Annotated in this window: 22 protein-coding genes; 17 read left to right on the top strand and 5 right to left on the bottom strand. The window is 66.0% G+C overall.

Features of this window, described 5'->3' with window-relative positions:
* Positions 1-84 precede the first annotated feature (84 nt).
* From ACZLZQ_RS12885 to ACZLZQ_RS12860, 6 genes are all read left to right on the top strand, one after another.
* Complete coding sequence (locus ACZLZQ_RS12885) at positions 85-891, top strand: ABC transporter substrate-binding protein (protein ID WP_472934093.1); 807 nt, start codon at positions 85-87, stop codon at positions 889-891.
* Positions 892-1,016: 125 nt separating this feature from the next.
* Positions 1,017-1,727, top strand: coding sequence for an ABC transporter permease (locus ACZLZQ_RS12880; RefSeq protein ID WP_472949689.1), 711 nt, complete (start codon positions 1,017-1,019; stop codon positions 1,725-1,727).
* Positions 1,724-2,521, top strand: coding sequence for an ABC transporter permease (locus ACZLZQ_RS12875; protein ID WP_472949688.1), 798 nt, complete (start codon positions 1,724-1,726; stop codon positions 2,519-2,521). Before ACZLZQ_RS12880 ends, ACZLZQ_RS12875 begins: the two co-directional genes overlap by 4 nt.
* Before the next feature lie 48 nt (positions 2,522-2,569).
* Positions 2,570-2,893 (top strand): type II toxin-antitoxin system RelE/ParE family toxin, encoded by a 324-nt coding sequence (locus ACZLZQ_RS12870; RefSeq protein WP_472949923.1) that lies wholly within the window; start codon positions 2,570-2,572, stop codon positions 2,891-2,893.
* Entirely contained in the window at positions 2,890-3,213 is a 324-nt protein-coding gene (locus ACZLZQ_RS12865; RefSeq protein WP_472949687.1) for a helix-turn-helix domain-containing protein, read from the top strand. Before ACZLZQ_RS12870 ends, ACZLZQ_RS12865 begins: the two co-directional genes overlap by 4 nt.
* A 58-nt stretch (positions 3,214-3,271) precedes the next feature.
* A complete protein-coding gene (locus ACZLZQ_RS12860; protein WP_472949686.1) occupies positions 3,272-4,141 on the top strand; it encodes an NAD(P)-dependent oxidoreductase in 870 nt (289 codons plus the stop codon).
* 599 nt (positions 4,142-4,740) lie between these two features.
* Here ACZLZQ_RS12860 and ACZLZQ_RS12855 read toward each other — a convergent pair.
* Positions 4,741-5,226 carry an Lrp/AsnC family transcriptional regulator gene (locus ACZLZQ_RS12855; protein WP_472934099.1) on the bottom strand — a complete coding sequence of 162 codons (486 nt, stop codon included), beginning with the start codon at positions 5,224-5,226 and terminating at the stop codon, positions 4,741-4,743.
* A 213-nt stretch (positions 5,227-5,439) separates the two neighbouring features.
* On the opposite strand from ACZLZQ_RS12855, the gene ACZLZQ_RS12850 reads away from it, so the two are divergent.
* From ACZLZQ_RS12850 to ACZLZQ_RS12840, 3 genes are all read left to right on the top strand, one after another.
* The gene (locus ACZLZQ_RS12850) at positions 5,440-6,939 is read left to right on the top strand and encodes a sensor histidine kinase (protein WP_472949685.1); all 1,500 of its coding nucleotides are present in this window, start codon (positions 5,440-5,442) and stop codon (positions 6,937-6,939) included.
* Positions 6,940-7,012: 73 nt separating this feature from the next.
* Positions 7,013-7,228 carry a DUF1289 domain-containing protein gene (locus ACZLZQ_RS12845; protein ID WP_472949684.1) on the top strand — a complete coding sequence of 72 codons (216 nt, stop codon included), beginning with the start codon at positions 7,013-7,015 and terminating at the stop codon, positions 7,226-7,228.
* A 3-nt stretch (positions 7,229-7,231) separates the two neighbouring features.
* Entirely contained in the window at positions 7,232-7,936 is a 705-nt protein-coding gene (locus ACZLZQ_RS12840; RefSeq protein ID WP_472934102.1) for a retropepsin-like aspartic protease family protein, read from the top strand.
* Positions 7,937-7,971: 35 nt separating this feature from the next.
* On the opposite strand, the gene dusA is transcribed toward ACZLZQ_RS12840, so the two are convergent.
* Together dusA and ACZLZQ_RS12830 are read right to left on the bottom strand one after the other, a co-directional pair.
* Positions 7,972-8,991, bottom strand: a complete 1,020-nt coding sequence (dusA, locus tag ACZLZQ_RS12835) for a tRNA dihydrouridine(20/20a) synthase DusA (RefSeq protein WP_472949683.1) — start codon at positions 8,989-8,991, stop codon at positions 7,972-7,974.
* A gap of 44 nt (positions 8,992-9,035) precedes the next feature.
* Entirely contained in the window at positions 9,036-11,450 is a 2,415-nt protein-coding gene (locus ACZLZQ_RS12830; protein ID WP_472949682.1) for a bifunctional diguanylate cyclase/phosphodiesterase, read from the bottom strand.
* A gap of 391 nt (positions 11,451-11,841) precedes the next feature.
* Between ACZLZQ_RS12830 and ACZLZQ_RS12825 the strand changes: the two genes are divergently transcribed.
* Complete coding sequence (locus ACZLZQ_RS12825; protein ID WP_472949681.1) at positions 11,842-14,403, top strand: GcvT family protein; 2,562 nt, start codon at positions 11,842-11,844, stop codon at positions 14,401-14,403.
* A gap of 180 nt (positions 14,404-14,583) precedes the next feature.
* On the opposite strand, the gene ACZLZQ_RS12820 is transcribed toward ACZLZQ_RS12825, so the two are convergent.
* The gene (locus tag ACZLZQ_RS12820) at positions 14,584-15,060 is read right to left on the bottom strand and encodes a hypothetical protein (RefSeq protein WP_472949680.1); all 477 of its coding nucleotides are present in this window, start codon (positions 15,058-15,060) and stop codon (positions 14,584-14,586) included.
* Between the two features lie 80 nt (positions 15,061-15,140).
* Here ACZLZQ_RS12820 and ACZLZQ_RS12815 point away from each other — a divergent pair, with 80 nt between their 5' ends.
* From ACZLZQ_RS12815 to ACZLZQ_RS12795, 5 genes are all read left to right on the top strand, one after another.
* Complete coding sequence (locus tag ACZLZQ_RS12815) at positions 15,141-15,422, top strand: acyl carrier protein (protein WP_472934212.1); 282 nt, start codon at positions 15,141-15,143, stop codon at positions 15,420-15,422.
* Between the two features lie 209 nt (positions 15,423-15,631).
* Positions 15,632-16,831: a beta-ketoacyl-ACP synthase gene (locus ACZLZQ_RS12810; protein WP_472949679.1), complete on the top strand. Its 1,200-nt coding sequence runs from the start codon at positions 15,632-15,634 to the stop codon at positions 16,829-16,831.
* Positions 16,832-16,844: 13 nt separating this feature from the next.
* Positions 16,845-18,125 carry a beta-ketoacyl-ACP synthase gene (locus ACZLZQ_RS12805; RefSeq protein WP_472949678.1) on the top strand — a complete coding sequence of 427 codons (1,281 nt, stop codon included), beginning with the start codon at positions 16,845-16,847 and terminating at the stop codon, positions 18,123-18,125.
* A gap of 80 nt (positions 18,126-18,205) precedes the next feature.
* Positions 18,206-19,249: a zinc-binding dehydrogenase gene (locus ACZLZQ_RS12800; RefSeq protein WP_472949677.1), complete on the top strand. Its 1,044-nt coding sequence runs from the start codon at positions 18,206-18,208 to the stop codon at positions 19,247-19,249.
* Positions 19,246-20,163, top strand: coding sequence for a lipid A biosynthesis lauroyl acyltransferase (locus ACZLZQ_RS12795; protein ID WP_472934110.1), 918 nt, complete (start codon positions 19,246-19,248; stop codon positions 20,161-20,163). The genes ACZLZQ_RS12800 and ACZLZQ_RS12795 overlap by 4 nt, the downstream gene beginning before the upstream one ends.
* A 183-nt stretch (positions 20,164-20,346) precedes the next feature.
* Here the strand turns inward: ACZLZQ_RS12795 and ACZLZQ_RS12790 are convergent, their stop codons facing one another.
* Positions 20,347-20,778, bottom strand: a complete 432-nt coding sequence (locus ACZLZQ_RS12790; protein WP_472949676.1) for a L,D-transpeptidase — start codon at positions 20,776-20,778, stop codon at positions 20,347-20,349.
* Between the two features lie 263 nt (positions 20,779-21,041).
* Between ACZLZQ_RS12790 and ACZLZQ_RS12785 the strand changes: the two genes are divergently transcribed.
* Entirely contained in the window at positions 21,042-23,045 is a 2,004-nt protein-coding gene (locus ACZLZQ_RS12785) for a putative bifunctional diguanylate cyclase/phosphodiesterase (protein ID WP_472934112.1), read from the top strand.
* Between the two features lie 651 nt (positions 23,046-23,696).
* The gene (locus ACZLZQ_RS12780) at positions 23,697-24,698 is read left to right on the top strand and encodes an ABC transporter substrate-binding protein (protein ID WP_472949675.1); all 1,002 of its coding nucleotides are present in this window, start codon (positions 23,697-23,699) and stop codon (positions 24,696-24,698) included.
* The last annotated feature ends 178 nt before the right edge of the window (positions 24,699-24,876 follow it).

The raw sequence follows: 24,876 nt of genomic DNA, 5'->3' as shown, positions 1-24,876 counted from the left end.
TACGACAGCCATGGAAGTATCGCCGCTATAACAGGCATGCCCAATGTCGAGGCCCGTGACGCCTGCTCACCACCGGAGAAGTCCATGCGTTTTGCCCGTACCCTCACCGCCGCCGTCGCGGTGCTCGCTTTGGCCGCAAGCTTCAACGCCGCGCAGGCAGACGATTCGGCGAAGGATTACAAGACGATCAAGATCGGCACCGAGGGCGCCTATCCGCCGTTCAACTTCCTCACCGCCGGCGGCGAGCTGACCGGCTTCGACATCGACATCGCGAAAGCCCTTTGCACCCAGATGAAAGCCGAGTGCGAGTTCGTCGCGCAGGATTGGGACGGCATGATCCCGGCGCTGCAGAACAACAAGTTCGACGCGATCATCGCCTCCATGTCGATCACGCCGGAGCGCCAGAAGCAGATCGACTTCACCAACAAGTACTACAACACCCCGCCGGCGATCGCCGTGGCAAAGGACAGCCCGATCACCGAGGCGACGGCCGCAGCGCTTTCCGGCAAGGCGATTGGCGCGCAAGGCTCGACCACCCACAGCCAGGCCGCCGAGGCGCTGTTCCCCGACAGCGACATCAAGGTCTACCCGACCTCGGAAGAGTACAAGCTCGACATCGGCAATGGCCGCCTCGACGCGGTGATGGACGACGTCGTCGTCCTGTCACAGTGGATCGACAGCCCGGAAGGCAGCTGCTGCAAGATCCTCGGCACGCTGCCGGCCGATCCGAAGATCTACGGCGTCGGCGCCGGCATCGGCCTGCGCAAGGGCGACGAGAAGCTGAAGAAGATGTTCAACGACGCGATCGTCGCGATCCGCAAGGACGGCACCTACAAGACCGTCCAGGACAAGTACTTCAAGTTCGACGTCTACGGCGCCGAGACCAAGTAGGCCCCGCATGAGACCGCGGCGCGGCGGCCTGCTGCCGCGCTGCAACGTGCCGACCGACGGCCGGCATCCCCCAGGCGTCGGCTCCCCACCCGGTACACCAGAACCACGACGATCGCGGAGCGCGCATGCAGACTGACTGGGCGATGATCGGCTTTGGCCCCGAGGGCTGGGGCGACGACATCCTCGCGGGCGTCGTCGTCACCGTCACGCTGGCGCTGGCGACGCTGCCGCTCGGGCTCGGCGCGGGCTTCGCCCTGGCGCTCGGCAAGCAGTCCGAGGACAGAGCGATGCGCCTGTCCGCCGACATCTACACCACGGTCTTCCGCGGCCTGCCGGAATTGCTGACGCTGTTCCTGGTCTATTTTGGCGGACAGAGCGCGATCAACGCGCTGACCGGTGCCACCGGCCTGCCGGCGCTGACCGTCTCGTCCTTCCTCGCCGGCATGATCGCGCTCGGCCTCGTCTTCTCCGCTTTCGCCAGCGAGGTCTTCCTCTCGGCCTTCCGGGCGATCCCGATCGGGCAGACGGAAGGCGCCAAGGCGCTCGGCCTGTCCCGCATGCGGATCATGATCTCCGTCATCCTGCCGCAGCTGATCAAGATCGCCCTACCCGGCCTTGCCAATCTCTGGATGAACCTCCTGAAGGACACCGCGCTGGTCTCGGTGGTCGGCCTGGCCGACACCATGCGCCAGGCCGGCATCGCCTCCCGCGTCACGCGCGAGCCCTTCCTGTTCTTCGGCATCGCCTGCGCGAACTTCCTCGTCCTCACCATGCTGTCCTCGGTGGTGATCGGCCGGATCGACCACTGGACCAAGCGCAGCGGAGCGTCGCGATGACCGTCTCGGCGCCCCCCGTGATCCAGAAACGCAGCGGCCTTGCCGGCAAGATCATCCTCGGCCTCATCTGTCTCGCAGGCCTTGGCATCGTCTACTACCTCGTCTCGGCCTACGACCCCGAGCTGATGGCGCGCTACGGTCCGCTCTATCTCCAGGGGCTGTGGACGACGATCTCGCTGGTGCTGATCTGCTTCGTCGTCGGCGCGCTCGTCTCGATTCCCATCGCTTTCGGTCGAATGGCGAAGAACCCTGTCGCGCGCGGCCTGGCCTTCGTCTTCGTCTACTTCTTCCGCGGCACGCCGCTGATCGCGCAGATCTTTCTCGTCTATTACGGCTTCGGCGAGTTCCGCGGCACGTTCGAAAGCCTCGGGCTCTGGTGGTTCTTCCGCGACGCCTGGTACTGCGCGATCTTCGCGATCTCGCTGAACACCGCCGCCTACCAGGCGGAGATCCTGCGCGGGGCGATCGAGAGCGTGCCGCGCGGCCAGTGGGAAGGCGCGCGCTCGCTCGGCCTGTCGCCGATCCTGATCTTTTGGAAGATCGTGCTGCCGCAGGCGATGATCGTCGCGTTGCGGCCCTATGCCAACGAGATCATTCTAATGATCAAGGCCTCGGCGATCGTCGCCATTATCACCGTCTACGACCTCTTTGGCGAGACGCGGCGCGCCTATTCCAGGACCTTCGACTTCCAGACCTACATCTGGGCGGCGCTGTTCTACCTCGCCATCGTCGAGGCGCTCCGGCACGCGACGGCGGCGGTCGAGAAGCGGCTGATCCGGCATTTGAAGCGGTAGAGCTGGAAACTCAGTTGGCGTTGGTTGGACATATATCAGGAATGAGATATTATTGCCTGGACGCTGGAACTGATCTACGAAGCGCGTAGGGAAATCCTCGCTCTTCCGTCTGACGTGCGCGCGCATTTCGCATGGATCGTCGATATGCTGATCGAGAAAGGCCCGGCCGAGATCGGCATGCCCTATGTCCGGCCGCTCGAAAGCGGTCTCTGGGAAATGCGGCTTAAGGGCAAGGACGGCATTGCCCAGGCGCTGTACTTCGCCGCTTCCCGGCAACGACTGGTTGTCGTCCGTGCCTTCGTAAAGAAAACCGAGAAGGCTCCGAGGCGAGAGATCGATATGGCACTGAAGCGGATGAGAGGCTTTCGATGACAAAAACGGTCCCCTACGCAGAGTTTCGCGCCGAGCTCCTGGCCGATCCAGCGGTCAAGGCAGCGTTCGACGCCCTCGAAAACGAGTTCGCTCTCGCCCGAGCCCTGACGACGGCGCGGGCCGAAGCCAAGCTGTCCCAGCAGGACGTCGCCGACAGAATGAAGACGACGCAATCTGCCGTCGCGCGCATGGAAAGCGGACGGCATGCCCCGTCGATGACGTCGATCGCCAAATACGCGACTGCCGTCGGCCGGACGATCCGGTTTGAAATCCACCCGGAACGCACGGCAGGCGAAGAGCGACAGCCCTTGCCGGGTTGACCCGACGCCGCCGTCTGCTACCCCGTTGGGGCATCGTCTCTCGCGGGAAACAGCTGGCATGGCCAAGGTAAGCTTCATCGGATTGGGCGTCATGGGCTTTCCCATGGCCGGCCACCTCAAGACCAAGGGCGGCCACGACGTCACCGTCTTCAACCGCTCGCCGGAAAAGGCGAAAGCCTGGGCGGAAAAGTTCGGCGGCCACGCGGCGGCAACGCCCCGACAGGCAGCCGAGGGCGCGGACGTGGTGTTCGTCTGCGTCGGAAATGACGACGACGTGCGCTCGGTGGTGCTGGGCGAAGACGGCGCCTTCGCCGGGATGAAGCCGGGCGCCATCCTCGTCGACAACACCACGGCCTCGGCGGAACTCGCCCGCGAGCTCGACGCCGCCGCGCGCGACAAGGGTCTTAAGTTCCTCGACGCGCCGGTCTCCGGCGGCCAGGCCGGCGCCGAGAACGGCGCGCTGACGGTGATGGTCGGCGGCGACGCAGCCGACTTCGAGGCGGCAAAGCCCGTCATCACCGCCTATGCGAAGATGGTCGGCCTGATGGGCCCCGCCGGTTCCGGCCAGCTCGCCAAGATGATGAACCAGATCTGCATCGCCGGCCTCGTCCAGGGCCTCTCGGAAGCCATCCATTTCGGCAAGCAGGCCGGGCTCGACATCGAGACGGTCGTCGACGTGATCTCCAAGGGCGCCGCCGGTTCCTGGCAGATGGAGAACCGTCACAAAACCATGGACGCCGGCAAGTACGATTTCGGCTTCGCGGTGGAGTGGATGCGCAAGGACCTCGGCATCTGCCTTACGGAGGCCAAGCGCAATGGGGCGAAGCTGCCGGCGACCGCGCTGATCGACCAGTTCTACGCCGAGGTCGAGAGCATGGGCGGCAAGCGCTGGGATACGTCCTCGTTGCTCGCGCGGCTGCAGCGCTGAGACGTCAGGCGAAGGTAATGAATCGGCGTGTGAAGGCGTTGATTCGTCAGATGAAGAAAGTGAATCACCGCTTCAGAGACTGACACCAAGCGATTCAGAGGATTCAACTTTTCTTGCCGAGGTTCAAACGTCCAGCGTTCGTCATTCCGGCCTTGAGCCGCCAGTCGAAATCGACGGGCCGCAAACCTTTGAGCTTCGTCATCCCGGCCTTGAGCCGGGATCCATTCCTCGAAGCGTAAGCTTTCGGTCCGGTACAAAGTGAGGGCACGGTCGGCCGGACTGACCTCGTTCAGCGGTTTGGAATGGATCCCGGATCAAGTCCGGGATGACGAAACGGAAAGGGTCGCGGCTCTCAATTCCGTTGCCGGCGCGGGTCCAGGGATAGCCACGCTGAAGGGTTTGCAATTTTTTCGATACGGTCCGGATCAAGTCCGGGGTGACGAAACGGAAAGGGTTGCGGCTCTCAACTCCGGTGCCGGCGCGGGTCTAGGGATAGCCACGCTGAAGGGTTTGCGATTTTCCCGATACGGTCACCGGATCAAGTCCGGGATGACGAAGCTGACGAGTAGATGCACGCCGCAGCCCTCAGTCGGGCTCCCTCACGCCTCCTTCGGCTCCTTCTCCAGTTGGATGTAATCCAGCGGCATTTCCGTCGTGTACTTGATCTGCTCCATCGCGAAGGACGAGGAGACGTCGCGGATTTCGATGCGGGCGATCAGGCGTTTGTAGAAGGCGTCGTAGGCGGCGATGTCGGGAACGACGACGCGCAGGAGGTAGTCGACGTCGCCGCTCATGCGGTAGAACTCGACCACTTCGGGGAAATCCCCGACCACTTCGGAAAACCGCTTCAGCCATTCGTTGGAATGCGAGTTGGTGCGGATCGAGACGAAGACGGTGACGCGAAGGTTCACCTTGGCTGGATCGACCACGGCGACGCGGCGGCGGATGATCCCCTCTTCCTCAAGCTTCTGAATCCGGCGCCAGCACGGCGTCGTCGACAGGCCGACCCGCTTGGCAACGTCGGCCACTGCAAGCGTCGCGTCCTCCTGCAGGAGCTTCAGAATCTTCTTGTCGAGCCGGTCCATCGTCGCTGCCTCATGTCAGTGTCCCGACCGTTATAGCAGGAGTTCCGCTGCCATGTCGGCAGGGCATCGAGTGGAACGCCACGGCCTTGGAAAAGCCGCTGAAAGCGTCAGTCGACACAAAGTTTCGCATTTGCTTAAGGCAGTTTTTTAAGCTTTGGGAAAGATGATGGGCCGCGACGAATCGTACGACGCGGAGCCTTCGAACCCCCACCCATGTCTGTCGCAGCCCCTCCCAGTTATGGCAAAAGTCTTGGCCGCCGCCGCCGCGGCGCGTCCGAGGCGGACCTGTCCAAGACGCTGCGGGCAGCGCGTGCGCGGCTGGCCGGACGGCTGACGCCGGGTTTCGACCGCGAGCTGCTGCAGCATCACGCGCACACGCTCAAAACCGCCGCGGTGGCGATGCCGCTGCCGATCCTTCTGACCGGCTTCGGCCTGTCGGTGTTCATCGGCGCCGTAGGTGCCATGGTCTGGGGCTTGGTGGCGCTGGCAGGATACCTCGTCCTCTACGCCATTACCCGGCGGTTCGCACGACAAAGCCCGGAGAGCCTCGATGCGGTCCGCTGGGGCCGGCTGCTGCTCGCCGGCCATGCCGCCGCCGGCTGTGGCTGGGCCTATCTCGCCAGCCTCGACTGCAACACCTGCGCCCCGCTGCGCTTCGACATCTTCCAGTTCGCGATCCTGCTGCTGGCGGTGGCGCTGACCGCCATGGTCTCCTCCACGCTGCGCTCCGTCGTCACCGTCGCCTTCGCTCCGCTGATCCTGACGCTGGTCGTCAAGCTGGTGACCGAGACCGAGCCGGTGGCGTTGGCCATGCACGCCATGGTCATTGGCGCCGTGCCGATGTTCACCGTCGTCGCCGAGCACCTGCGCCGCAACACCATCGAGCGGATGAAGCACCAGGCGGAGAAGGACGAGCTGATCGCCGAGCTCGAGACCGCGAGGATCAATTCCGACGAGGCCCGGCGGCGCGCGGAGGAGGCAAACCTTGCCAAATCGCGCTTCCTCGCCACCATGAGCCACGAGCTGCGCACGCCGCTCAACGCCATCCTCGGCTTCTCCGAGGTCATCTCCAAGGAGATCCTCGGCCCGCTCGGCAACGAGACCTACAAGGACTACGTCAAGGACATCCACGTCTCCGGCCAGCACCTCCTCGACCTCATCAACGAGATCCTCGACCTGTCGCGCGTCGAGGCGGGGCGCTACGCGCTGAACGAGGAGGCGGTGGAGCTGACGCAGATCGCCCGCGACTCGCTCGCCTTCGTGCAGCTGAAGGCGCAGTCCAAGGGAATCGCCGTCGAGGTGCAGTTCGAGCCTGAGCTGCCGCAGCTCTGGGCCGACGAGCGCTCGCTGCGCCAGATCATCATCAACCTCCTGTCCAACGCGGTGAAGTTCACCCCGCGCGGCGGGCTCATCACCGTGCGCGTCGGCTGGACAGCAGGCGGCGGCCAGTATGTCTCGGTGCGCGACGACGGGCCGGGCATTCCCGAGGACGAGATCCCGGTCGTGCTCTCCTCCTTCGGCCAGGGCTCCGGCGCGATCAAGAACGCCGAGCAAGGCACCGGCCTCGGCCTGCCCATCGTCCAGGCGCTCTGCCACATGCACGATGGCGAGTTCGTGCTGAAATCGCAGCTGCGCGTCGGTACCGAGGCGATCGCCATCTTCCCGCATGCGCGGGTGCTGGAGGTCATGCCGGCGTTCCAGGACATGGCCTGAGGCTTGGCGACTGGCGCGGATATGCCTACATGGCAGCCGCCGCACTGCCCGCCCCACTTGCGAACGGAACCCAATGACCATCGAAAGCCCCTGCACCCGGGTCTGCGTGCTCGACCCCGGCAGCGGGTTCTGCGTCGGCTGCGGCCGCAGCGACAGCGAGATCGGCGGTTGGTCGGCGGCGTCTGCGGCCGAGCGGCGCGCGGTAATGGCGGCACTCCCGGCGCGGCTGTCGGCGCTGTCCTCGTCAAAGACGCCCATCCCGCCCGCCCGACTGCCCTGCGAGGGCTGAGGCGTGCGCGGTAACGGCTTCCTGATCCTCGTCCTCGCCCTCATCGCCGGCGTCGTCCTCCTTCTCGTGCTGAACGATGGCGGCCGCATCGGCGGGCTCAGCGACGACGACTTCGGCCAGAGCGCCTATGCCGGCATCTGGGCCCTGGTGATCGCGGCCAGCCTCTTCGGCGTCCTCAGGACCAATCTGGCAGGGGCCGCAAAGAGCCTGCTTGCCTGGGCTCTCGCCTTCGTGCTGCTGATCGGCCTCTACAGCTATCGCCTGGAACTGCGCGAAGTCGGCGACCGGATGCTGGCCGAGCTGATGCCCGGCCATGTCATCACCGTCGCTGGAGACGGTACCCAAGTGCGGGTGCTGCGGGCGGATGATGCGCATTTCCACGTCGACGCGGTCGTGAACGGCCAGAAGGTCAACTTCCTCGTCGACACCGGTGCCTCGCTGGTGGCGCTCGACCGCGGCACGGCGGCCGCCATCGGCATCGACGTCGCCGGGCTCGGCTACACCAGCCGCGTGATGACCGCGAACGGCCCGGCCCGCGCCGCGCCGGTGCGCCTCAGCTACGTCAAGATCGGCGGCATCGTCCGCGAAAACGTCGAGGCGGCAGTGATGGACCGCGACGGCGACGGGCTCAGCCTCCTCGGCATGAGCTTTCTCGGCACGCTCTCCTCGTTCGACTTTCGCGGCGAGCGGCTGACGCTGACGGACTGAGCGCCCGCGGACACCTGCGCGCCAAGGCGGCCGCTTCAGGCCGCGGCGCGAGCGGGGGCGTCGAGGTCGACATAGCCTAACGCCTCGGCGAAGAGTTCCGGCCCGGCATCCCGGCGGGCGCCGGCATCGGACAGCGTCTGGCGCCAGCGGCGGGCGCCGGGGAGACCCGTGAAGAGCCCCGTCATGTGCCGGGTGACATGCACCAGCCGGCCGCCGGCGGCGATGTGCCGGGCGGCATAGTCGGCCATCTCGGCGACCACCGCGACATAGTCGACCGGCGCAGGCGTCGCCCCGAAGAACAGGGCATCGACCTCGGCGAGCTGGCCGGGATCCTGATAGGCGCCGCGGCCCATCATCACGCCGTCGACATGCGCCAGCTCCGCCTCCGCCAGTTCCAGCGTCGACAGGCCGCCGTTGATGCCGACGAACATATCGGGCAGCCGCTGCTTCAGCCGGTGGACGCGGGCGTAGTCGAGCGGCGGGACGTCGCGGTTCTCCTTTGGGCTCAGCCCCTGCAGCCAGGCTTTTCGCGCGTGCACCCAGATGGCGGAGACGCCGGCGGCCACCGCGGCATCGGCCAGCGCGTCGAGCGCCGGCTCGGTGTCCTGGTCGTCGACGCCCAGCCGGCATTTCACGGTGACCGGGATCCTCACGGCCTCGCGCATCGCCTGCAGGCATTCGCCGACGAGCTGCGGCTCGCGCATCAGGCAGGCGCCGAAAGCCCCGGACTGGACGCGGTCGGAGGGGCAGCCGACATTGAGGTTCAGCTCGTCATAGCCAAAGCCCTCGGCGATCCCCGCAGCCTTCGCCAGCTTCTCCGGATCGGACCCGCCGAGCTGCAGCGCAACCGGATGCTCCGCCGCATCGAAACCGAGCAGCCGCTCGAGATCGCCGTGGATCACCGCGTCGGCGACGACCATCTCGGTGTAGAGCAGCGCTTGCTTCGAAAGCTGGCGGAAGAAGAACCGGCAATGGCGGTCCGTCCAGTCGATCATCGGCGCGGTGGCGAAGCGGAAGCGGCGGTAATCTGGGGTCAGGGCGTTGGTCGTCGTCACGTCGGCAATCCGGTACTGTCTTATTCCGGCCCCGTCCGGGCCGTCTATCCCGCCCGTTTTCGCACGCCCTGTTCCGGCGTCATAGCCCGCTTGGGCGAAAGGGGCGCATGGCCGAAGGTCTGGACGAAGCGGTCGGCTGGCTTCGGCTTGCCGAAGAGGTAGCCTTGCCCCTCCCCGACCTTGCCTCTCAGGAAATCCGCCTGAGACTGTTTCTCGATGCCTTCGGCGATGACCGAGAGGTCGCAGCCCTCGGCCATCCGGATGACGGCATCGACGATGCCCTGATCCTTGCGGGAGGTCTCGATCTCGCTGACGAAGGAGCGGTCGATCTTCAGCCGGGTGATGTCGAGTTTCTTCAGCATCGTCAGGGAGGCGTAGCCGGTGCCGAAATCGTCGAAGGCGATGCCGATGCCCATCGCCCGAATGCGCCTGAGGTGATCGGCGATCAGGCGCTCGTTGAGGAGGACGATGTTCTCGGTGATCTCGAGCTCCAGCTGCGACGCGGCGAGCCCGCTCGCGCGCAGCGCCTCTTCGACCCGTTCGACGAAATCGGGAGATCGCAGCTGGGCGGCGAAGAGATTGATGCCGATCCGGACGTCGCCGAGACCCGCGGCGCAGAAACTGCGCGCCTGCCGGCACGCCGTCTGCAGGATCCAGTCGCCGACCGGCACGGCCAGATGACTGCTCTCCAGAACCGGCAGAAACGCTCCCGGGGCGACCAGCCCGGTCTTGGCATGGTTCCATCGGATCAGCGCCTCCGCACCGAGGACTTCGCCGCTGACCAGATCAACCTGCGGCTGATAGTAGAGTTCGAATTGGTTCTCGGTCCACGCCGCCTGGAGGTCATTGGCAAGGCCGCTCCGCGCCATCGAGACGCGGCGCAGCTCGGGCGTGAACAGCCGGACCGTCGCACGGCCGTTGGCCTTGGCGTCGTAGAGGGCGAGATCGGCGGCGGTGAGCATGTCGCCGGCCGAGAGCGGCGGCCATTGCGACGGCATGACGCCGATGCTGGCCGAAACATGCACCATCTGCTGCTGCACGCGGATCGGCATTTCCAGCGAGGCGATCACCCGGCGGCCGATCTCTCCGGCCTGCAGCGGATCGGCACTGTCGCGCATCAGGATGGCGAACTCGTCGCCGCCGAGCCGTGCGACCAGATGACGCTCGTCCACCGCGGCGCGCAACCGGTCGGCGGCGATCCGCAGGACATCGTCGCCGCCGGAATGGCCGAGCGAATCGTTCACCGCCTTGAAGCCGTCGAGATCGAGCATCAGCAAGGTGAACGGGAGGTCGGTCTCCGCCTGCCGGGCCACCTGCTCGGCAAGCGCGTCGTGGAAGCGGGTCCGGTTGGCAAGCCCGGTCAGCGGGTCGGAGAAGGCGAGCTTGCGGATCCGCTCCTCGCTCTTCAGCCGTTCGCGCTGGTCGCGGAAGGCGATGACCATTTGCGGGCGCCCGCCCAGCCTGACGTCGCTGCGGATGACCCGCACCGGCAAGGTCCCGCCCGAAGACGTCGGGAGATCGGCTTCCGCTTCCTCCGACTGGGACAGCGCGAGCACGTCGACCCCGCGCACCAAGGACGCCACCGTCCGGCCCGTGAGTGCGCCGCGCGGGACACCGCAGAGGCGCGCCAGACTGTCATTGGCGGTGACAACTCTGTCGTCCTCGCAGATCGCCAGACCCTCGAGCGCTAGATTGGCAAGTTCTCCCAGCTGCTTGCGTTCCCGCAGGAGGGCCGCCTTGGCGCTGAGCGTCAGACGAAGGCCAACGACCGCGACGGTCAGAAGCGCCAAGCACACCGCCGCCACGATGGGGGCAAGCGTCTCGGGCGCGATGGCGAGGCGCGGCAGCTGGATGCGCGGATCATATTGCAGCTGCAGCGCGGTCATGCCGCCAAGGTGCAGGACGGCGATCGACAGGACGAGGAACGGCGCGCCGAGGAGCCGGACGGTTTTGTTGCGCTCGCCGGAGACCATCAGCGAAAGGCCGAAGAGCGGCAGGCCTGCGAGGATCGAGAAGGCCACCAGCGCGTAATCCCAGCGGGCTTCGCCGCGGACGAAGTAGGCGGCCTGGCCGACATAATGCAGGGCGGCGACGCCGGCGCCGATGACAAGACCGCCGAGGAACCGCCGGCGGCGGCTTCGGCTGCCGAGCGCCATGCCGACGCCGGCAGCGATGCCCGCGACCGCCAGAAGCAACGACAACGCGGTGAGGAAAGGCTCGAAGCCGGACGGCATTCCCGGGCGAAACGCCAGCAAGGCCACCATATGGGTGGCCCAGGCGGTCGAGCCGGCGGCAAGAATGGCGATCGCGCCCCACCGGCGGCGCGCCTCGCCCTCGGAGCGGCCGGCATGACGCGCGACCGAGAAAGAGCCGTAGACACCGATGACACAGACAAGGGCGGCCAGAAGAAGCAGTGTCGGGTCGTGCTCGACCCTGAGGCAAGTCAGAATGGCATGCATGGGATTCTCCGCGCCGACACCGTCGGCGAAGAGTCTGAACATTCCCAAAGCCCGCAGCGCCCTCCCCCCGAAACATTCCGCGGTGGGGTAAATGCTCGATGAAGATTTTCCTAAGAGCTCGACGGGGGCGGCCGTGGAGGCCCTCGAGGCGGCCGGTCGCCAGAAACTGCCCACCCGCTACGGTGGTTTGCGAAACCAGGCAAACGGCACCGTCCGACAAGAGCCCGCGCACGCCCAACGCCGCGTAGCTTTGCCTGACGCCCGGGCAAGCCCACGCCGGCCGGACCACGCCGCGGCGTGGCGCGGCGGCAATCCTGCGTGTCGCTTTTGGAAGCGGCCTTGCCGGGGACTGCGCCTAACATCGCGCCATATCGGTTGGACGGGGCATGACATGGCAGAATTTCCGAATAAGGCGAAGGTCGTCATCATCGGGCTCGGCGGCATCGTCGGCGCCTCGATCGCGCATCATTTGATCGAGCGCGGCTGGGACGATATCGTCGGCATCGACAAGTCCGGCATCCCGACCGACATCGGCTCGACGGCCCATGCGTCGGACTTCTGCTACACCACCAGCCACGACTATCTCTCGGTCTGGACGACCCAGTACTCGATCGATTTCTTCGAGAAGATGGGACACTACGCCCGAATCGGCGGCCTGGAAGTGGCGCGCACCGGCGACGACGCCTGGATGGAGGAGATCAAGCGCAAGCTGACCTCGGCGAAAGCCTTCGGCACCCGCGCCCATTATGTGAGCCCGGCCGAGATCAAGGCGATGTTCCCGCTGATCGAAGAGGATCAAGTGCAAGGCGGCCTGTTCGATCCCGATGCCGGCCTCGTCATCCCGCGCTCGCAGACCGTCGCCGGCAAGCTCGTCGATGCCGCCGAGAAGACGGGCAAGCTCAAGGCTTTCGCCAACACCGCCGCGCAGTCGCTGATCATCGAGAACGGCCGGATCAAGGGCGTCGTCACCCACCGCGGCACGATCATGGCCGACCATGTCGTCGTCTCCGCCGGCATCTGGGGACGGCTGATCGCCGAGATGGCGGGCGAGGACCTGCCGGTGATGCCGGTCGACCACCCCCTCACCTTCTTCGGCCCGTACACCGAGTTCGAAGGCACCGGCAAGGAGATCGGCTATCCCCTGCTGCGCGACCAGGGCAACTCGGCCTACATGCGCGATACCGGCGACCCGAAGACCACCGAGGGTGGGCAGATCGAGTGGGGTTATTACGAGGCGACGAACCCGCGCCTCTGCCATCCCCGCGACATTCTGGAAAAGCACCAGGCCCGGCTCTCGCCCTCGCAGCGCGACCTCGACATGGAGCAGATCCTCGAGCCGCTCGAGCGCGCGATGGAGCTGACGCCGATCCTTGGCGAGCTCGGCTACAACGAGGGCCATTCCTTCAACGGGCTCCTGCAGGTCTCGGCCGGCGGCGGTGCCTCCTGCGGCGAAAGCCAGAAGGTGCGCGGCCTCTGGTACTGTATCGCCATCTGGGTGAAGGACGGCCCCGCCTACGGCAAGCTGATCGCCGACTGGATGACCGACGGGCGCACCGAGATCGACCACAACTCGGTCGACTACGCCCGCTTCTACGGCCACCAGCTGACCGAGGAATTTATCGAGGGCCGCACCTATGAGGCGGCGCAGAAGATCTATTTCCCGGCGATCCACCCGCGCGAGCCCTATGCGACGGGGCGCGGCGCCAAGCGCTCGCCCTTCTACGCGCGCGAGGTCGAGCTCGGCGGGCATTTCATGGAGCTCGGCGGTTGGGAGCGCGCGCACGGCTATGCCGCGAACGATCATCTCCTGGAGAAGTACGGCAACCAGGTGCCGTTGCGCGAGAACGAGTGGGACAACCGGCATTTCTGGCGGGTCTCAAACGCCGAGCAGCTGGCGATGTCCGACGATTGCGGCATCGTCAACCTCAGCCATTTCTACATGATCGACGTCGAGGGGCCCGACCATGTCGCGCTGCTCGAATGGGTGTCGGCGGCCAAGATCGGCGGCGACGGCAATATCGGCAAGGGCATCTACACCCACTTCCTCGACGACGAGGGCATGGTCCGAGCCGACTTCACGATCCTGCGCATGGCCGACCGCTGCCGCATCGTCGACGGCGCCGACGCCGGCCCGCGCGACCTCCTCTATCTCCGGCGCATCGCCGAGGACAAAGGCTTCGACGTCGTGATCACCGACGTCTCGGAAGCCAACGTCACCATCGGCATCTGGGGCTCGAACGCCCGCGAGACGTTGAAGAAAGTCGTCGCTGAGCCGAATGCGCTGGACGCCGCAAGCTTTCCGTTCGCGGCCATCCGCCCGATCGAGATCGCGGGCAAGGCGGTCTCGGCCTTCCGCATCTCCTATGTCGGCGAGCAAGGCTGGGAGCTGCACATGGCCTACGAGGACGGCCTCGCCGTCTGGGATGCGCTGCGTGCCACCGGCGTCATGGCCTTCGGCATCGAGACCTACGCCAATTCCCGCCGCATGGAGAAGAGCCTGCGCCTGCAGAACGCCGACCTCCACACCCAGTACAATCTGATCGAAGCGGACCTGGCGCGCCCCAAGGTCAAGGAGGCCGACTTCCGTGGCAAGGCCAAACACCTCGAATACAAGGCGCGCGACCACCAGCCTGCGATGCTCTGCACGTTGGTGATAACCGACAATGTCGATGCCGCGGGCGTCGCACGCTACCCCGTCGGCTCGCTGCCGGTGATCGATCCGGCCACCGGCGCGGTGCTGGTCGACGAACTCGGCCGGCGCTCCTACACAACCTCGATCGCCTACGGCCCGACCGTCGGCAAGAACATCGCCCTCGCCTACCTCCCCTGGTCGCACTGCCAGGTCGGGCGCAAGCTCAGCGTCGAGTATTTCGCGGAGACCTATCCCGTGGAGGTGGCGGCCGTCGGCTACAAGCCGCTGTACGATCCGGAGAACCTCAAGCCGCGGAGCTGAATCAGTCGTTGGCAGAAGGCTTCGGGGGTAGGAGAACGGCCCGAGCCGGATCAGTTCTCCTGACCACAGGTAGCGCGCTGCCCGCGACAGGCCCGCTTTGTCATCCCGGGCTTGATCCGGGATCAATTCCAAATCGTCGGTCGTCAGACGGCGCCGGCCGTCCTCGAGCGTTCTGCTCCGCTAGCGTCCACCCTTCGTCACCGAGTGAAAATCTGCAGGCTTGTTGCCAACCCAGCGGATGAAGCGGGCGACAGTCTCGTTGTCGCTGAGGGGTATGCCGCCTTCCGCGTGGCGGACGAGTTCACTCGCGGAGAAGTTAGCGTCGATGGCTTCGCGGCAGATAGGATGGACCGGCACCGAGTCGCGGCCGCCCCGGCTCTTCGGGATTGGGTGGAAGCGATCCACTCTCGTGCCGACCAGTCGCCCGCAGAGCCAGCACTCTTCCGCCGGCGCGTCTGCCGCTGTCTCGTCCACCAGCCAGCTCGCATCCCGAATTTTCCGTGCCATCTCATCGCTCCTGCCCACCACCGTAAGCCGGCAGCAGGCTTTATCACTCTCGATCGTTGCGGTGACTGATGGGCCGTCCATCAGCTTGCGGTCAAGTCGACTGCCGGACCAGTCGAGGCCGGGCTGAAGCCGCAACTTTGCTTTTTCCACGCGACAGCCTATAGCTCGCGAATTCGCAGTGCACTGAAAACCGCGGTCCGATGACCGCGACGAAAACACGGGGTAGTCCTTTGTCCTCAACCTTCGACCGGGTCGCCGACATCATCGCCGAGACCAGCGAGATCGACCGCGCGCAGATCACGCCGGAGAGCCATACGATCGACGATCTCGGCATTGATTCGCTGGATTTCCTCGACATCGTCTTCGCCATCGACAAGGAATTCGGCATCAAGATACCGCTGGAACAGTGGACCCAGCGGGTGAACGAAGGCGAGGCGGCGACCGAGGAGTACTTCGTCCTGAAGAACCTCTGCGCCAAGATCGACGAGCTTCGCGCCGCCAAGACCGCCTGAGACCGTCGCGCCGCCGACGGAGACGTCCGTCGCCTAGGCGCGTACTGCGGGACGTCTGCGGCGCCTCGCCGATTTGACCAGTGGCATCGCGACCAGCCCATCAGGGCTTTGGTGGCGATGCCGGCATGCTTTGGGCGCTTAGCGCCCGCCGGTGGGGGGAACGCCGGTCGCCAGCCTCATCGGGCCGGCGCGCAACAGATGGAAGCTGTATGACCCACCAGGACGTCCTGATCACCGGCATTGGCCTCGTCTCCTCGCTCGGCGAAGGCATCGAGGCGCATCTCGACCGGCTCACCGCCGACGCGGCGCCGCATCCCGAGATCGAGACCGAGCGCTACGCGCCGTATTTCGTCCACCCTTTGCCGCCGATCGACTGGACGCAGCAAATCCCCAAGAAGGGGGACCAGCGGCAGATGGAGACCTGGCAGAAGCTCGGCACCTATGCCGCCGGCATTGCGCTGGCCGACGCTGGCATCCCAGCCGACGAGGACGTGCGCTCGCGCATCGACATGATCGTGGCGGCTGGTGGCGGCGAGCGGGACGTCGCCGTCGACGCGCTGGTGATGGAGCGGGCGCGCGGCGCCGAAGACAAGCAGGCGCGGGCAAACGAGGTCCTGTCCTCGGAGCTGCGGCCGACGCTGTTCCTCGCCCAGCTGTCGAACCTCCTCGCCGGCAACATCTCGATCGTCCATAAGGTCACAGGATCCTCGCGCACCTTCATGGGCGAGGAAGGCGCGGGCATTTCCGCGATCTCGGTCGCCGCGGCCCGCATCGCATCCGGCCAGAGCCGCATCTGCCTTGTCGGCGGCGCCTTCTCGGCCGAGCGCAAGGACCTCCTCACCAATTACGAGATGGGCGGCTATCTCCTGAAGGATGAATGGAGCCCGGTCTTCGGCCGGACCCCAGGCCATGATGGCCTGACCATCGGCAGCGTCGGCGCCTTCCTGGTGCTGGAATCGGCCGAACATGCGGCGTCGCGCGGCGGCACCGGTTATGCGCGGATCGAGAAGATCTTCGCCGACCGCGGACCGCGCGACGAAGCGTCGCTGACGCAGCGTTTCGATGGCCTCCTGGAGCAGACCGGCCTTTCCGACGACGAGCTCCTGATCCTCTCCGGCGCCACCGGCATCGCCGCTTTGTCGCAGCCCGAGCGCGCCGCGCTCCGCGCCCGCTTCCCGCAGGCGGCGCTGCGCAGCTACGGCACGCTGCTCGGTCAATCCTTCGAAGCGCAGTTCTCGGCCGGCATTGCCCTGGCGGCTGCCGCGCTCGCCCGGCGCACCGGCCTGCCGCCCTTCGACGGACGGGTGGAAAACCAGGTCCTCTTTAACCCGGCGCAGGCGCTGGTGACGACGATCGGCCATGTGCAGGCCGAAGGCGTCTGCGTCCTGCATGCCCTCAACGGCCATTGAGCGGAGCCTGGCGATGAACAGCACTCTCGATTCCCGCGGTCGTCCCGTCGTCGTCGTCACCGGTATCGGCGTCGTCTCCTCGCTCGGCGAAGGCGTCGACGCCAACTGGACGGCGCTGACGGAAGGCCGCTCGGGCATCCACACGATCACGCGGTTTCCGACCGACCACCTGCGCACGACGATCGCCGGCACCGTCGACTTCATGGACGTCTCCCCGGTCACCGGCATCGACCTCTCCTTCGCGCTCGCCCGCTCGGCTGGGCTCGAGGCGGTGCGGATGGCTGGCTATGACGGCGCCTTCGCCGGCCCGCTGTTTCTCGCTGCGCCGCCGATCGAGCTGGAATGGCAGCACCGCTTCCTGCTCGACGCCTTGCCGGGCGAGGCGCGCGAGGAGGCCGGCTACGACCGGCTGATGGAGCTGGTGCGACAGAACCGCGACCCGGCGATGTACCGGCAGACGCTGTTCTCCGGCATTTCCGAACGCCTCGCCGACATCCTCGGCACACGCGGCCTGCCGGTAACGCTGTCCACGGCCTGCGCCTCGGGCGCCTCGGCGATCCAGCTCGGCGTCGAGGCGATCCGCCGCGGCGAGACCGACCGCGCGATCTCGATCGGCACCGACGGCTCGGTCGGCGCGGAGGCGCTGATCCGCTTCTCGCTGCTCTCCGCGCTCTCGACCAACAATGCCGTGCCCGCACGCGCGTCGAAGCCCTTCTCGAAGGACCGCGACGGCTTCGTCATGGCCGAGGGCGCCGGCGCCCTGGTGCTGGAATCGCTGGAATCGGCGAAGGCCCGCGGGGCGAAAATCCTCGGCGTGGTGCATGGCTGCGGCGAAAAGGCCGACGACTTCCACCGCACCCGCTCCAAGCCCGACGGCTCGCCAATCATCGCCACCATCCGCGACGGCCTTGCCGATGCCGGCCTGACGCCGGAGGACATCGGCTACATCAACGCGCACGGCACCTCGACGCCGGAGAACGACCGCATGGAGGCCGGCGGCCTTGCGGCTGTCTTCGGCGAGCGGATCGCCGAGGTGCCGCTGTCGTCGAACAAGTCGATGATCGGCCATACGCTCACCGCCGCCGGCGCGATCGAGGCGGTGTTCTCGATCCTGACCATGCGCCACGGCGTGCTGCCGCCGACGATCAACTACGACATTCCCGATCCGGCGATCGCGCTCGACGTGGTGCCCAACGTGAAACGATCGGCGGACGTCTCGGCGGTGCTGTCGAACTCGTTCGGCTTCGGCGGCCAGAATGTCAGCCTCGTCCTCGGCCGCGAACCCCGCGGCTGACGGGCGCGCCCGCACAATGATATGAGGCGCCGCGGCGCGTCCCTCTGGACGCCCGGCGCCCGGTAGTTTCGAGGATTTCCATGCGTGCATTGCAGCTTTTCGGCGACAAGGATCTCCGGGTCACTGACATTCCCGAACCGGTTGCGCCGGGTCCCGGCGAGGCGCGGGTGCGGATCTCCGCCGTGGCGCTGAACCACATCGACGTCTGGGGCTGGCGCGGCATGGCTTTCGCCAAGCGCAACCTGCCCCTGGTGATCGGCGCGGAGGCTTCGGGCGTCGTCGAGGCGCTGGGGCCGGGCGCCGCCGGCGTGCTGCCGGGGCAGCTGGTCTCGATCTACGGCGCGCGCACCTGCGGGCTCTGCAAGGCCTGCCGCGAGAAGCGCGACAACCTCTGCGAACACGTCTCGGGCGTGCACGGCTTCCACCTCGACGGTTTCGCGCAGGAGGTGGTGAACCTGCCGGTGCGGCTGCTCGTCGCCGCCCCGCCCGGCTGCGACGCCATCGGCGCGGCGCTGGCGCCGGTGACCTTCGGCACGGTCGAGCACATGCTCTTCGACAATGCCAAGCTCGAGCCGGGCGAAACGATCCTTATCCATGCCGGCGGCTCCGGCATCGGCACGGCGGCGATCCAGCTCGCCAAGAAACACGGCGCGACAGTGATCACCACCGTCGGCTCCGACGAGAAGATCGAGGGCGCGAAGGCGCTCGGCGCCGACCATGTGATCAACTACCGCTCGGACCGCTTCGAGGGCGTGGTGCGCAAGCTGACGAAAAAGAAGGGCGTCGACGTCGTCTTCGAGCATGTCGGCGTCGACACCTGGGCCGGCTCGATGCTGTGCCTGAAGCGCGGCGGACGGCTCGTCACCTGCGGCTCGACTTCCGGCGTCTCGGCGCCGACCAACCTGATGATGCTGTTCCAGCAGCAGCTGAGGCTCATCGGCTCGTTCGGCTGCCGGATGGAGAACATGGCCGACGCCATGCAGAAGATGGCGCGCGGGCTGGTGAAGCCGGTGATCGACACCGAGATCGGCCTCGACGAGATCGACGTCGCGCTGCAGCGCATGGCCGGGCGCCAGGTGTTCGGCAAGATCATCCTCAACCTCGAGCGCCTGCCCGCGGCATGAGCAGCCTGTTTGCTAAGAAGGCCTGGAAGCGCTGGCGGATCACGCGCGACTGGACATCGGCCCGGCTGATCTTCTCGCTGCTATGGATCCTGCGTCAGCTGCCGCCGCGCGCGGGGCTCGCCACCGCCGCCGCGCTCGGCCGGTGGGTGGGCCCCCTCACCCCGCGCCACCGGCTGGCCAAGGAGAACCTCCGCCTCGCCTATCCCGAAAAGGATGCGGCCTGGATCGACGCGACCGCCCGCGCCAACTGGGAGCACATGGCGCGGCTGGCGGCGGAATACGTCTTCCTCGATGAGATCTTCGACTTCGACCCCGCCAAGCCAGGCGAAGGGCTGATCGAGGTCGAGGGCGCCGAGATATTCGAAGAGTTGCAGAAGCGTGGCGGTCCCTTCGTGTTCTTCACCGGCCATCTCGGCTGCTTCGAGCTCCTGCCGATCTGTGCCGCAACTTTCGGCCTCGAGGTCACCGCCCTCTTCCGTCAGCCGAACAACCGTTACATTGCCCGCGAAATCCTCTCGGCCCGGCGCACCCGCGGCGGCCATCTCGTGCCCTCCAAGGCGGGCGCGGCCTGGGCGCTGGCCGGCACGCTCGACCGCCAGGGATCGGTCGGCATGCTGGTCGACCAGAAGTTTACCAAGGGCGCCCCGACGACGTTCTTCGGCAGGGCCTGCAAGACCAATCCGCTGGTGCCGAAACTCGTCCGGCAGTTCGACTGCGAGGTCTATCCGGCCCGCGTCATCCGCTTGCCCGGCGGGCGCTACCGGCTGGAGCTGAAGCCGCGGCTCGACCTACCGCGCAATGCCGAGGGCGCAATCGACATCCCGGCCAGCTGCCAGACGCTGAACGATATCGTCGAGGGCTGGGTGCGCGAGCATCCCGAACAGTGGATGTGGTTCCACCGCCGCTGGGGCTGACGAGCGCAGCTTTCCCAAGGACAGGAACGGCACGGCTGCCCGCAGCCTGCAACCTTCAGCGTGTCGCTGACAGTCTGCATTCCTCTCTGGCCCGCAGCCCGCGATCGAGCCAGGGTTGCTTAGGGGAAGGCCGATGCCGCGCCGAGACAGGGCACGCGTGCCTCCTCTCCGAAGAACGACACTCTACCGGCTGATGACGATCGAGGTGTTGCGCACCCCTGCCTGCTGCACCATCGCATAGAGCTTGGCGGCATTGCGCGGATGCAGCCGGATGCACCCGTGCGAGGCCGGGCTGCCAAGCCGCCTGACCGAGCCGGTGCCATGGATGGCATAGCCGCCGCGGAAGAAGATAGAAAACGGCATCGGCGAGTTGTGGTATTTCTTCGAGTACCACATCCGGTGAAGCCGGGTCGGGCGGTAGCTGCCCGTCGGCGTCGTGTAGCCATTCCCCGCCGTCGAGACCTGCCACCGGTCGACAACCGCGCCGTTGCGCGTGACCGTCATCGTCTGCGCCGAAATGTCGATTTTGGCGACGATGAGAGGGCGAGCCGCCGCCATCGATCCCGGCGCCAGAAGCGTGAATGCCGCCAGGATGCATGCCCTCAGACGTTTCATCGTGCCTCCCAGAGAGCTCGGTCGCATTCTCCCGTGCCGCCGGGACAGCCTGGCGTTGCAGCGATCAAAAGACGCGGATAGCTCATTGCATCTTTAATGACGGCGTTAGTCAACCATCCGGTTCATCGCTGTCCACCGAACTCTTTTACCGGCGAAGGCTGCACGCCAGCCCGGCATGAAAGAAGCTGAGAAAGTGCGCGAGCCATCTGCCTAATTCTTTACCTTCGGCTTATAGATTGCCCGCCGATGCAACGATCGAACATATGATGCTGATCACCGTAAGACGATACTGGGCGACGATAGCGGGCGGCATGATTTTTGCCGGCGTCGTGGTCTTCGGCGTGCTGTCTATTGGCGGCGGCACGATCGGCAGCCTCGTCGAATTGGAGATGAAGGCGAAGGGACAAAGGTTCGCCGAACTTCTGATGTCCGATCAGGGCAATCTCAACGCCTTCCTCACCGGCATCTCGCGCGATCCGGACGCCGAGACAAAAATACGCACGGTGGCCAACCTTGCGGACATCGATAGCTTCGCGATCTTCGACCGGTCAGGGGCGGAGATCTTCCGGACCCGGTCCGAACGCTACAAATGGTTGATGCGGGATCGTGCGGGCGGCATCAGCACCGGCGACCGTCTGTCCGATCCTGTCCTGCAGCGCACCGGCGACTGGCAGATCGTCTACGATGACGGGCAGACCAATCCATCCGTCCTGACGCCGCTGCAGCGCGGCGGGGCGACCATTGGCTATCTCTCGGTCGTCGCAGACATGATCGACGACCGCTCCAACTACACGACGACGCTCACCGACGCATCGCTGGCCTTGCTGCTTCTGCTCCTGATCGCAACCGGCATCCCCACGCTCATCTACCTCCGCCGCCACCGCAAGATCATCCAGGCCGACGACCGCATCGCCTTTCTGGCCAACCACGACCCGCTGACGCATCTCTTCAACCGCACGCGGATGCAGGAAGAGACGGAGCGGGTGCTGTCAACGGCGCGGGCGACGCGCGAGCACATGGCGTTCCTGTTCATCGACATAGACGGGCTCGCCGATATCAATGACGGACTCGGACAGGCGCAGGGCGACGAGTTGCTGAGGGTCGTCGCCAACCGGCTGAAGACCGTCGTCGACCGGATCGACCTTCTCGCGAGAATTGGCGCCGACGACTTCGTCCTATTGCGGCGTCGGATCGTCAGCGCCGAGGACGTCGCCGCGCTGGCCCACAAGATTAAGCTAGCGGTGGCCGAGCCAATCGAGCTGAAAGGTCAGATCATCCGTCCGAGCATCTCGATCGGCGTGGCGATGATGCCCGCCGACGGGCGCAATTTCGGCGACCTGACCAAGCACGCCGAGCTCGCCCTTCTGCATCATAAGACTGCGCAGACGGGTGACTTCACGCTGTTCGAGCCGCACATGGACGAGGACGTGCACCGCCGCCGGCAGATCGAGGCGATGGTCCGCGCGGCCGTGGCGAACGACGGTTTCGAGCTCTTTTACCAGCCGATCGTCAGCGGACGCGGGGCCGCGCTGCTGGGGTTCGAGGCCCTGCTGCGCATGCCGGATCCCGCCGGAGGCTACATTTCACCGTCGGTCTTCGTGCCGATCGCCGAAAGCCGCGGCTTCATTAAGGAAATCGGCACCTGGGTGATCCGCAAGGCGGCTCAGCAGATCGCGCTCTGGCCGGAGCACCTCTTCGTCTCGGTCAACCTCTCCGCCGTGCAATTCCGCGACGGCGACCTCGTCGGCATCATCGGCGACGCGCTGAAGGCAGCCGGCGTCGATGGCCGTCGGATGGAGATCGAGGTGGTTGAATCCTTGCTGCTCGAGCGTTCGGACGACATCCTGAAGCAGTTGATGGAACTGAAGGCGCTCGGCATCTCCATCGACATGGACGATTTTGGAACCGGCTACTCCTCGCTCGGCTATCTCTGGCGCTTCCCCTTCGACAAGCTGAAGATCGACCAGTCCTTCATGGTCGCCTTCGAGTCCGGCGAGCTCAACGTGCGCGCCATCCTCGGCACCATCGTCTCGCTGGCCCATCACATGCAGATGAAGGTCACCGCCGAGGGCGTGGAGACCGAAGCCCAGGTCGCGCTGCTCGACGAACTCGGCTGCGACCAGATCCAGGGCTACTACTACGGCAAGCCGATGCCGGCCGATCGCGTCGCGGCAGAACTCCTCAGCCAGTACAAGACGCGCGCCGTCGAGGACATCGCTGCCGTGCGTCCTGGTGCCCCGGCGCCGTCGCTGACGGCCGGGCTCTGAGCACGGGGGCAGGCCGCGCCGACCCGCAGAACGCAGCGCTTGTCGAGTGACGCGGGGCATGGTGCTGCGCTCCGCCGCCACCCCGCGCATCGGACGCCATGGCGGTCGCTCCAAACGGAAAAGCCGCGTCGCTCTGAGCGCGACGCGGCTTTTCTATCGGGCGACACGACTGGAGGTCATCGGCATCGTCCGCCCCGGTACGCGGTACCAGTTCCGGGGCTTGGGCGACGCCGTCGCGCTCTCCTTATGGGCCTGCACTCGTTACCGTGGCGCTAACGGCCGGATGCCGATGATGGCTTTCCAGTGGCCGATTTGCGCCGCAGGACGGCGCGGCCTGACCGCCTGCTCGGCTAAAAAGCCCATCTTCTGTGGATGAGGAGGACAATCCTGACGCCATCCGGCCAGATGGCGTACAGTCGTGATCCGTAATGGTTGCCGGATGGCGATCGCGCCATAGGTTGAGCCCCTCGCCGCCGACCGAAAAAAGCGTTTGGAATCGTTTCAACAACGCGCTAGCCTTGAATGCAGCTAAATTGCGGCAGTCTCTGCGCGTTTCGCCCTCCTTCGGAAGCCACCGTCTATTTGTAGATGGGGTTTCGATGACCTTCGCTGTGCATCGATTACTGTTTCACGACTTGCAAAGGGTACGATATGAAAAAGCTGCTCGCCTCGACCATTCTGGCTGCCGCCCTCTTCGGCGGCGCCGGCACCGCCTCCGCGCAGGAGAGCTGCGGCAAGATCACGATTTCGCTGATGAACTGGGCCTCTGCCGAGGTTCTCGCCGCGATCGACCAGTTCATCCTCGAAAAAGGCTATGGCTGCGATGCCGAGCAGGTTCCGGGCGACACCATGCCGACCTTCTCGTCGATGACCGAAAAGGGCCAACCCGACGTCGCGCCGGAAATGTGGGTCAACCAGTTCCGCGACCAGATCGACGCCGCGGTGAAGGAAGGCCGGGTCGTCTACGGCGCCGAAGCGCTGACCGATGGCGGCGTCGAGGGCTGGTGGGTCCCGACCTATTTCGCTAAGGCACACCCCGAGATCAAGACGATCCAGGACGCGATGGCTCATCCCGAACTGTTCCCCTCGGCCGAGGACCCGTCCAAGGGCGCCGTCATCAACTGCCCGTCGGGCTGGGGCTGCCAGGTGACCACGACCCAGTTCTACAAGGCCTATGAGGGCGACAAGAAGGGCTTCACGCTGGTCGACACCGGCTCGGGCGCCGGTCTCGACGGCTCGATCGCCAAGGCCTACGAGGGCCAGAAGCCCTGGCTCGGCTACTACTGGGCCCCGACCGCCATCCTTGGCAAGTACGACATGACTCAGCTCGGCTTCGACACTAAGTTCGACGAGGCCGAATGGAAGCGCTGCACCTCCGTCGCCGACTGCCCGGACCCGAAGGTCAACGCGTGGACGAAGAGCGAGGTCTTCACCATGCTGACGCCGGCCGTCGCCAAGCAATCGACGGGCGCCGCCGAATACCTGAAGACGCGCGGCTGGAGCAACGACGTCGTCAACAAGCTGTTGGCCTGGAAGGAAGAAAATCAGGCGAACGGCGAGGACACCGCCGCGCACTTCCTGGAGACGCAGCCCGAGATCTGGACGAAGTGGGTCCCGGCTGACGTCGCTGAGAAGGTGAAGGCTGCTCTCTAGCGCTCACTAGGTTTGATGCAGCGCAGACGGGACGCCCCTCCGGCCCGGGTGCCTCTCCTGACGGGATGAGGTCACGTGGTCGGAGGGCTCACATCGGCCTCGCCCCGAAAATTGGAAATGGTGGGCTGGGTCGACGCAATTCTAGGCGTACGAATGCACGCCGTGCGCTGTGAGACCT

Source organism: Mesocryomonas lacus (assembly GCF_055730105.2).
The sequence above is the reverse complement of the archived record's forward strand: the minus strand, read 5'-3'. Positions and strand labels throughout refer to the sequence as shown.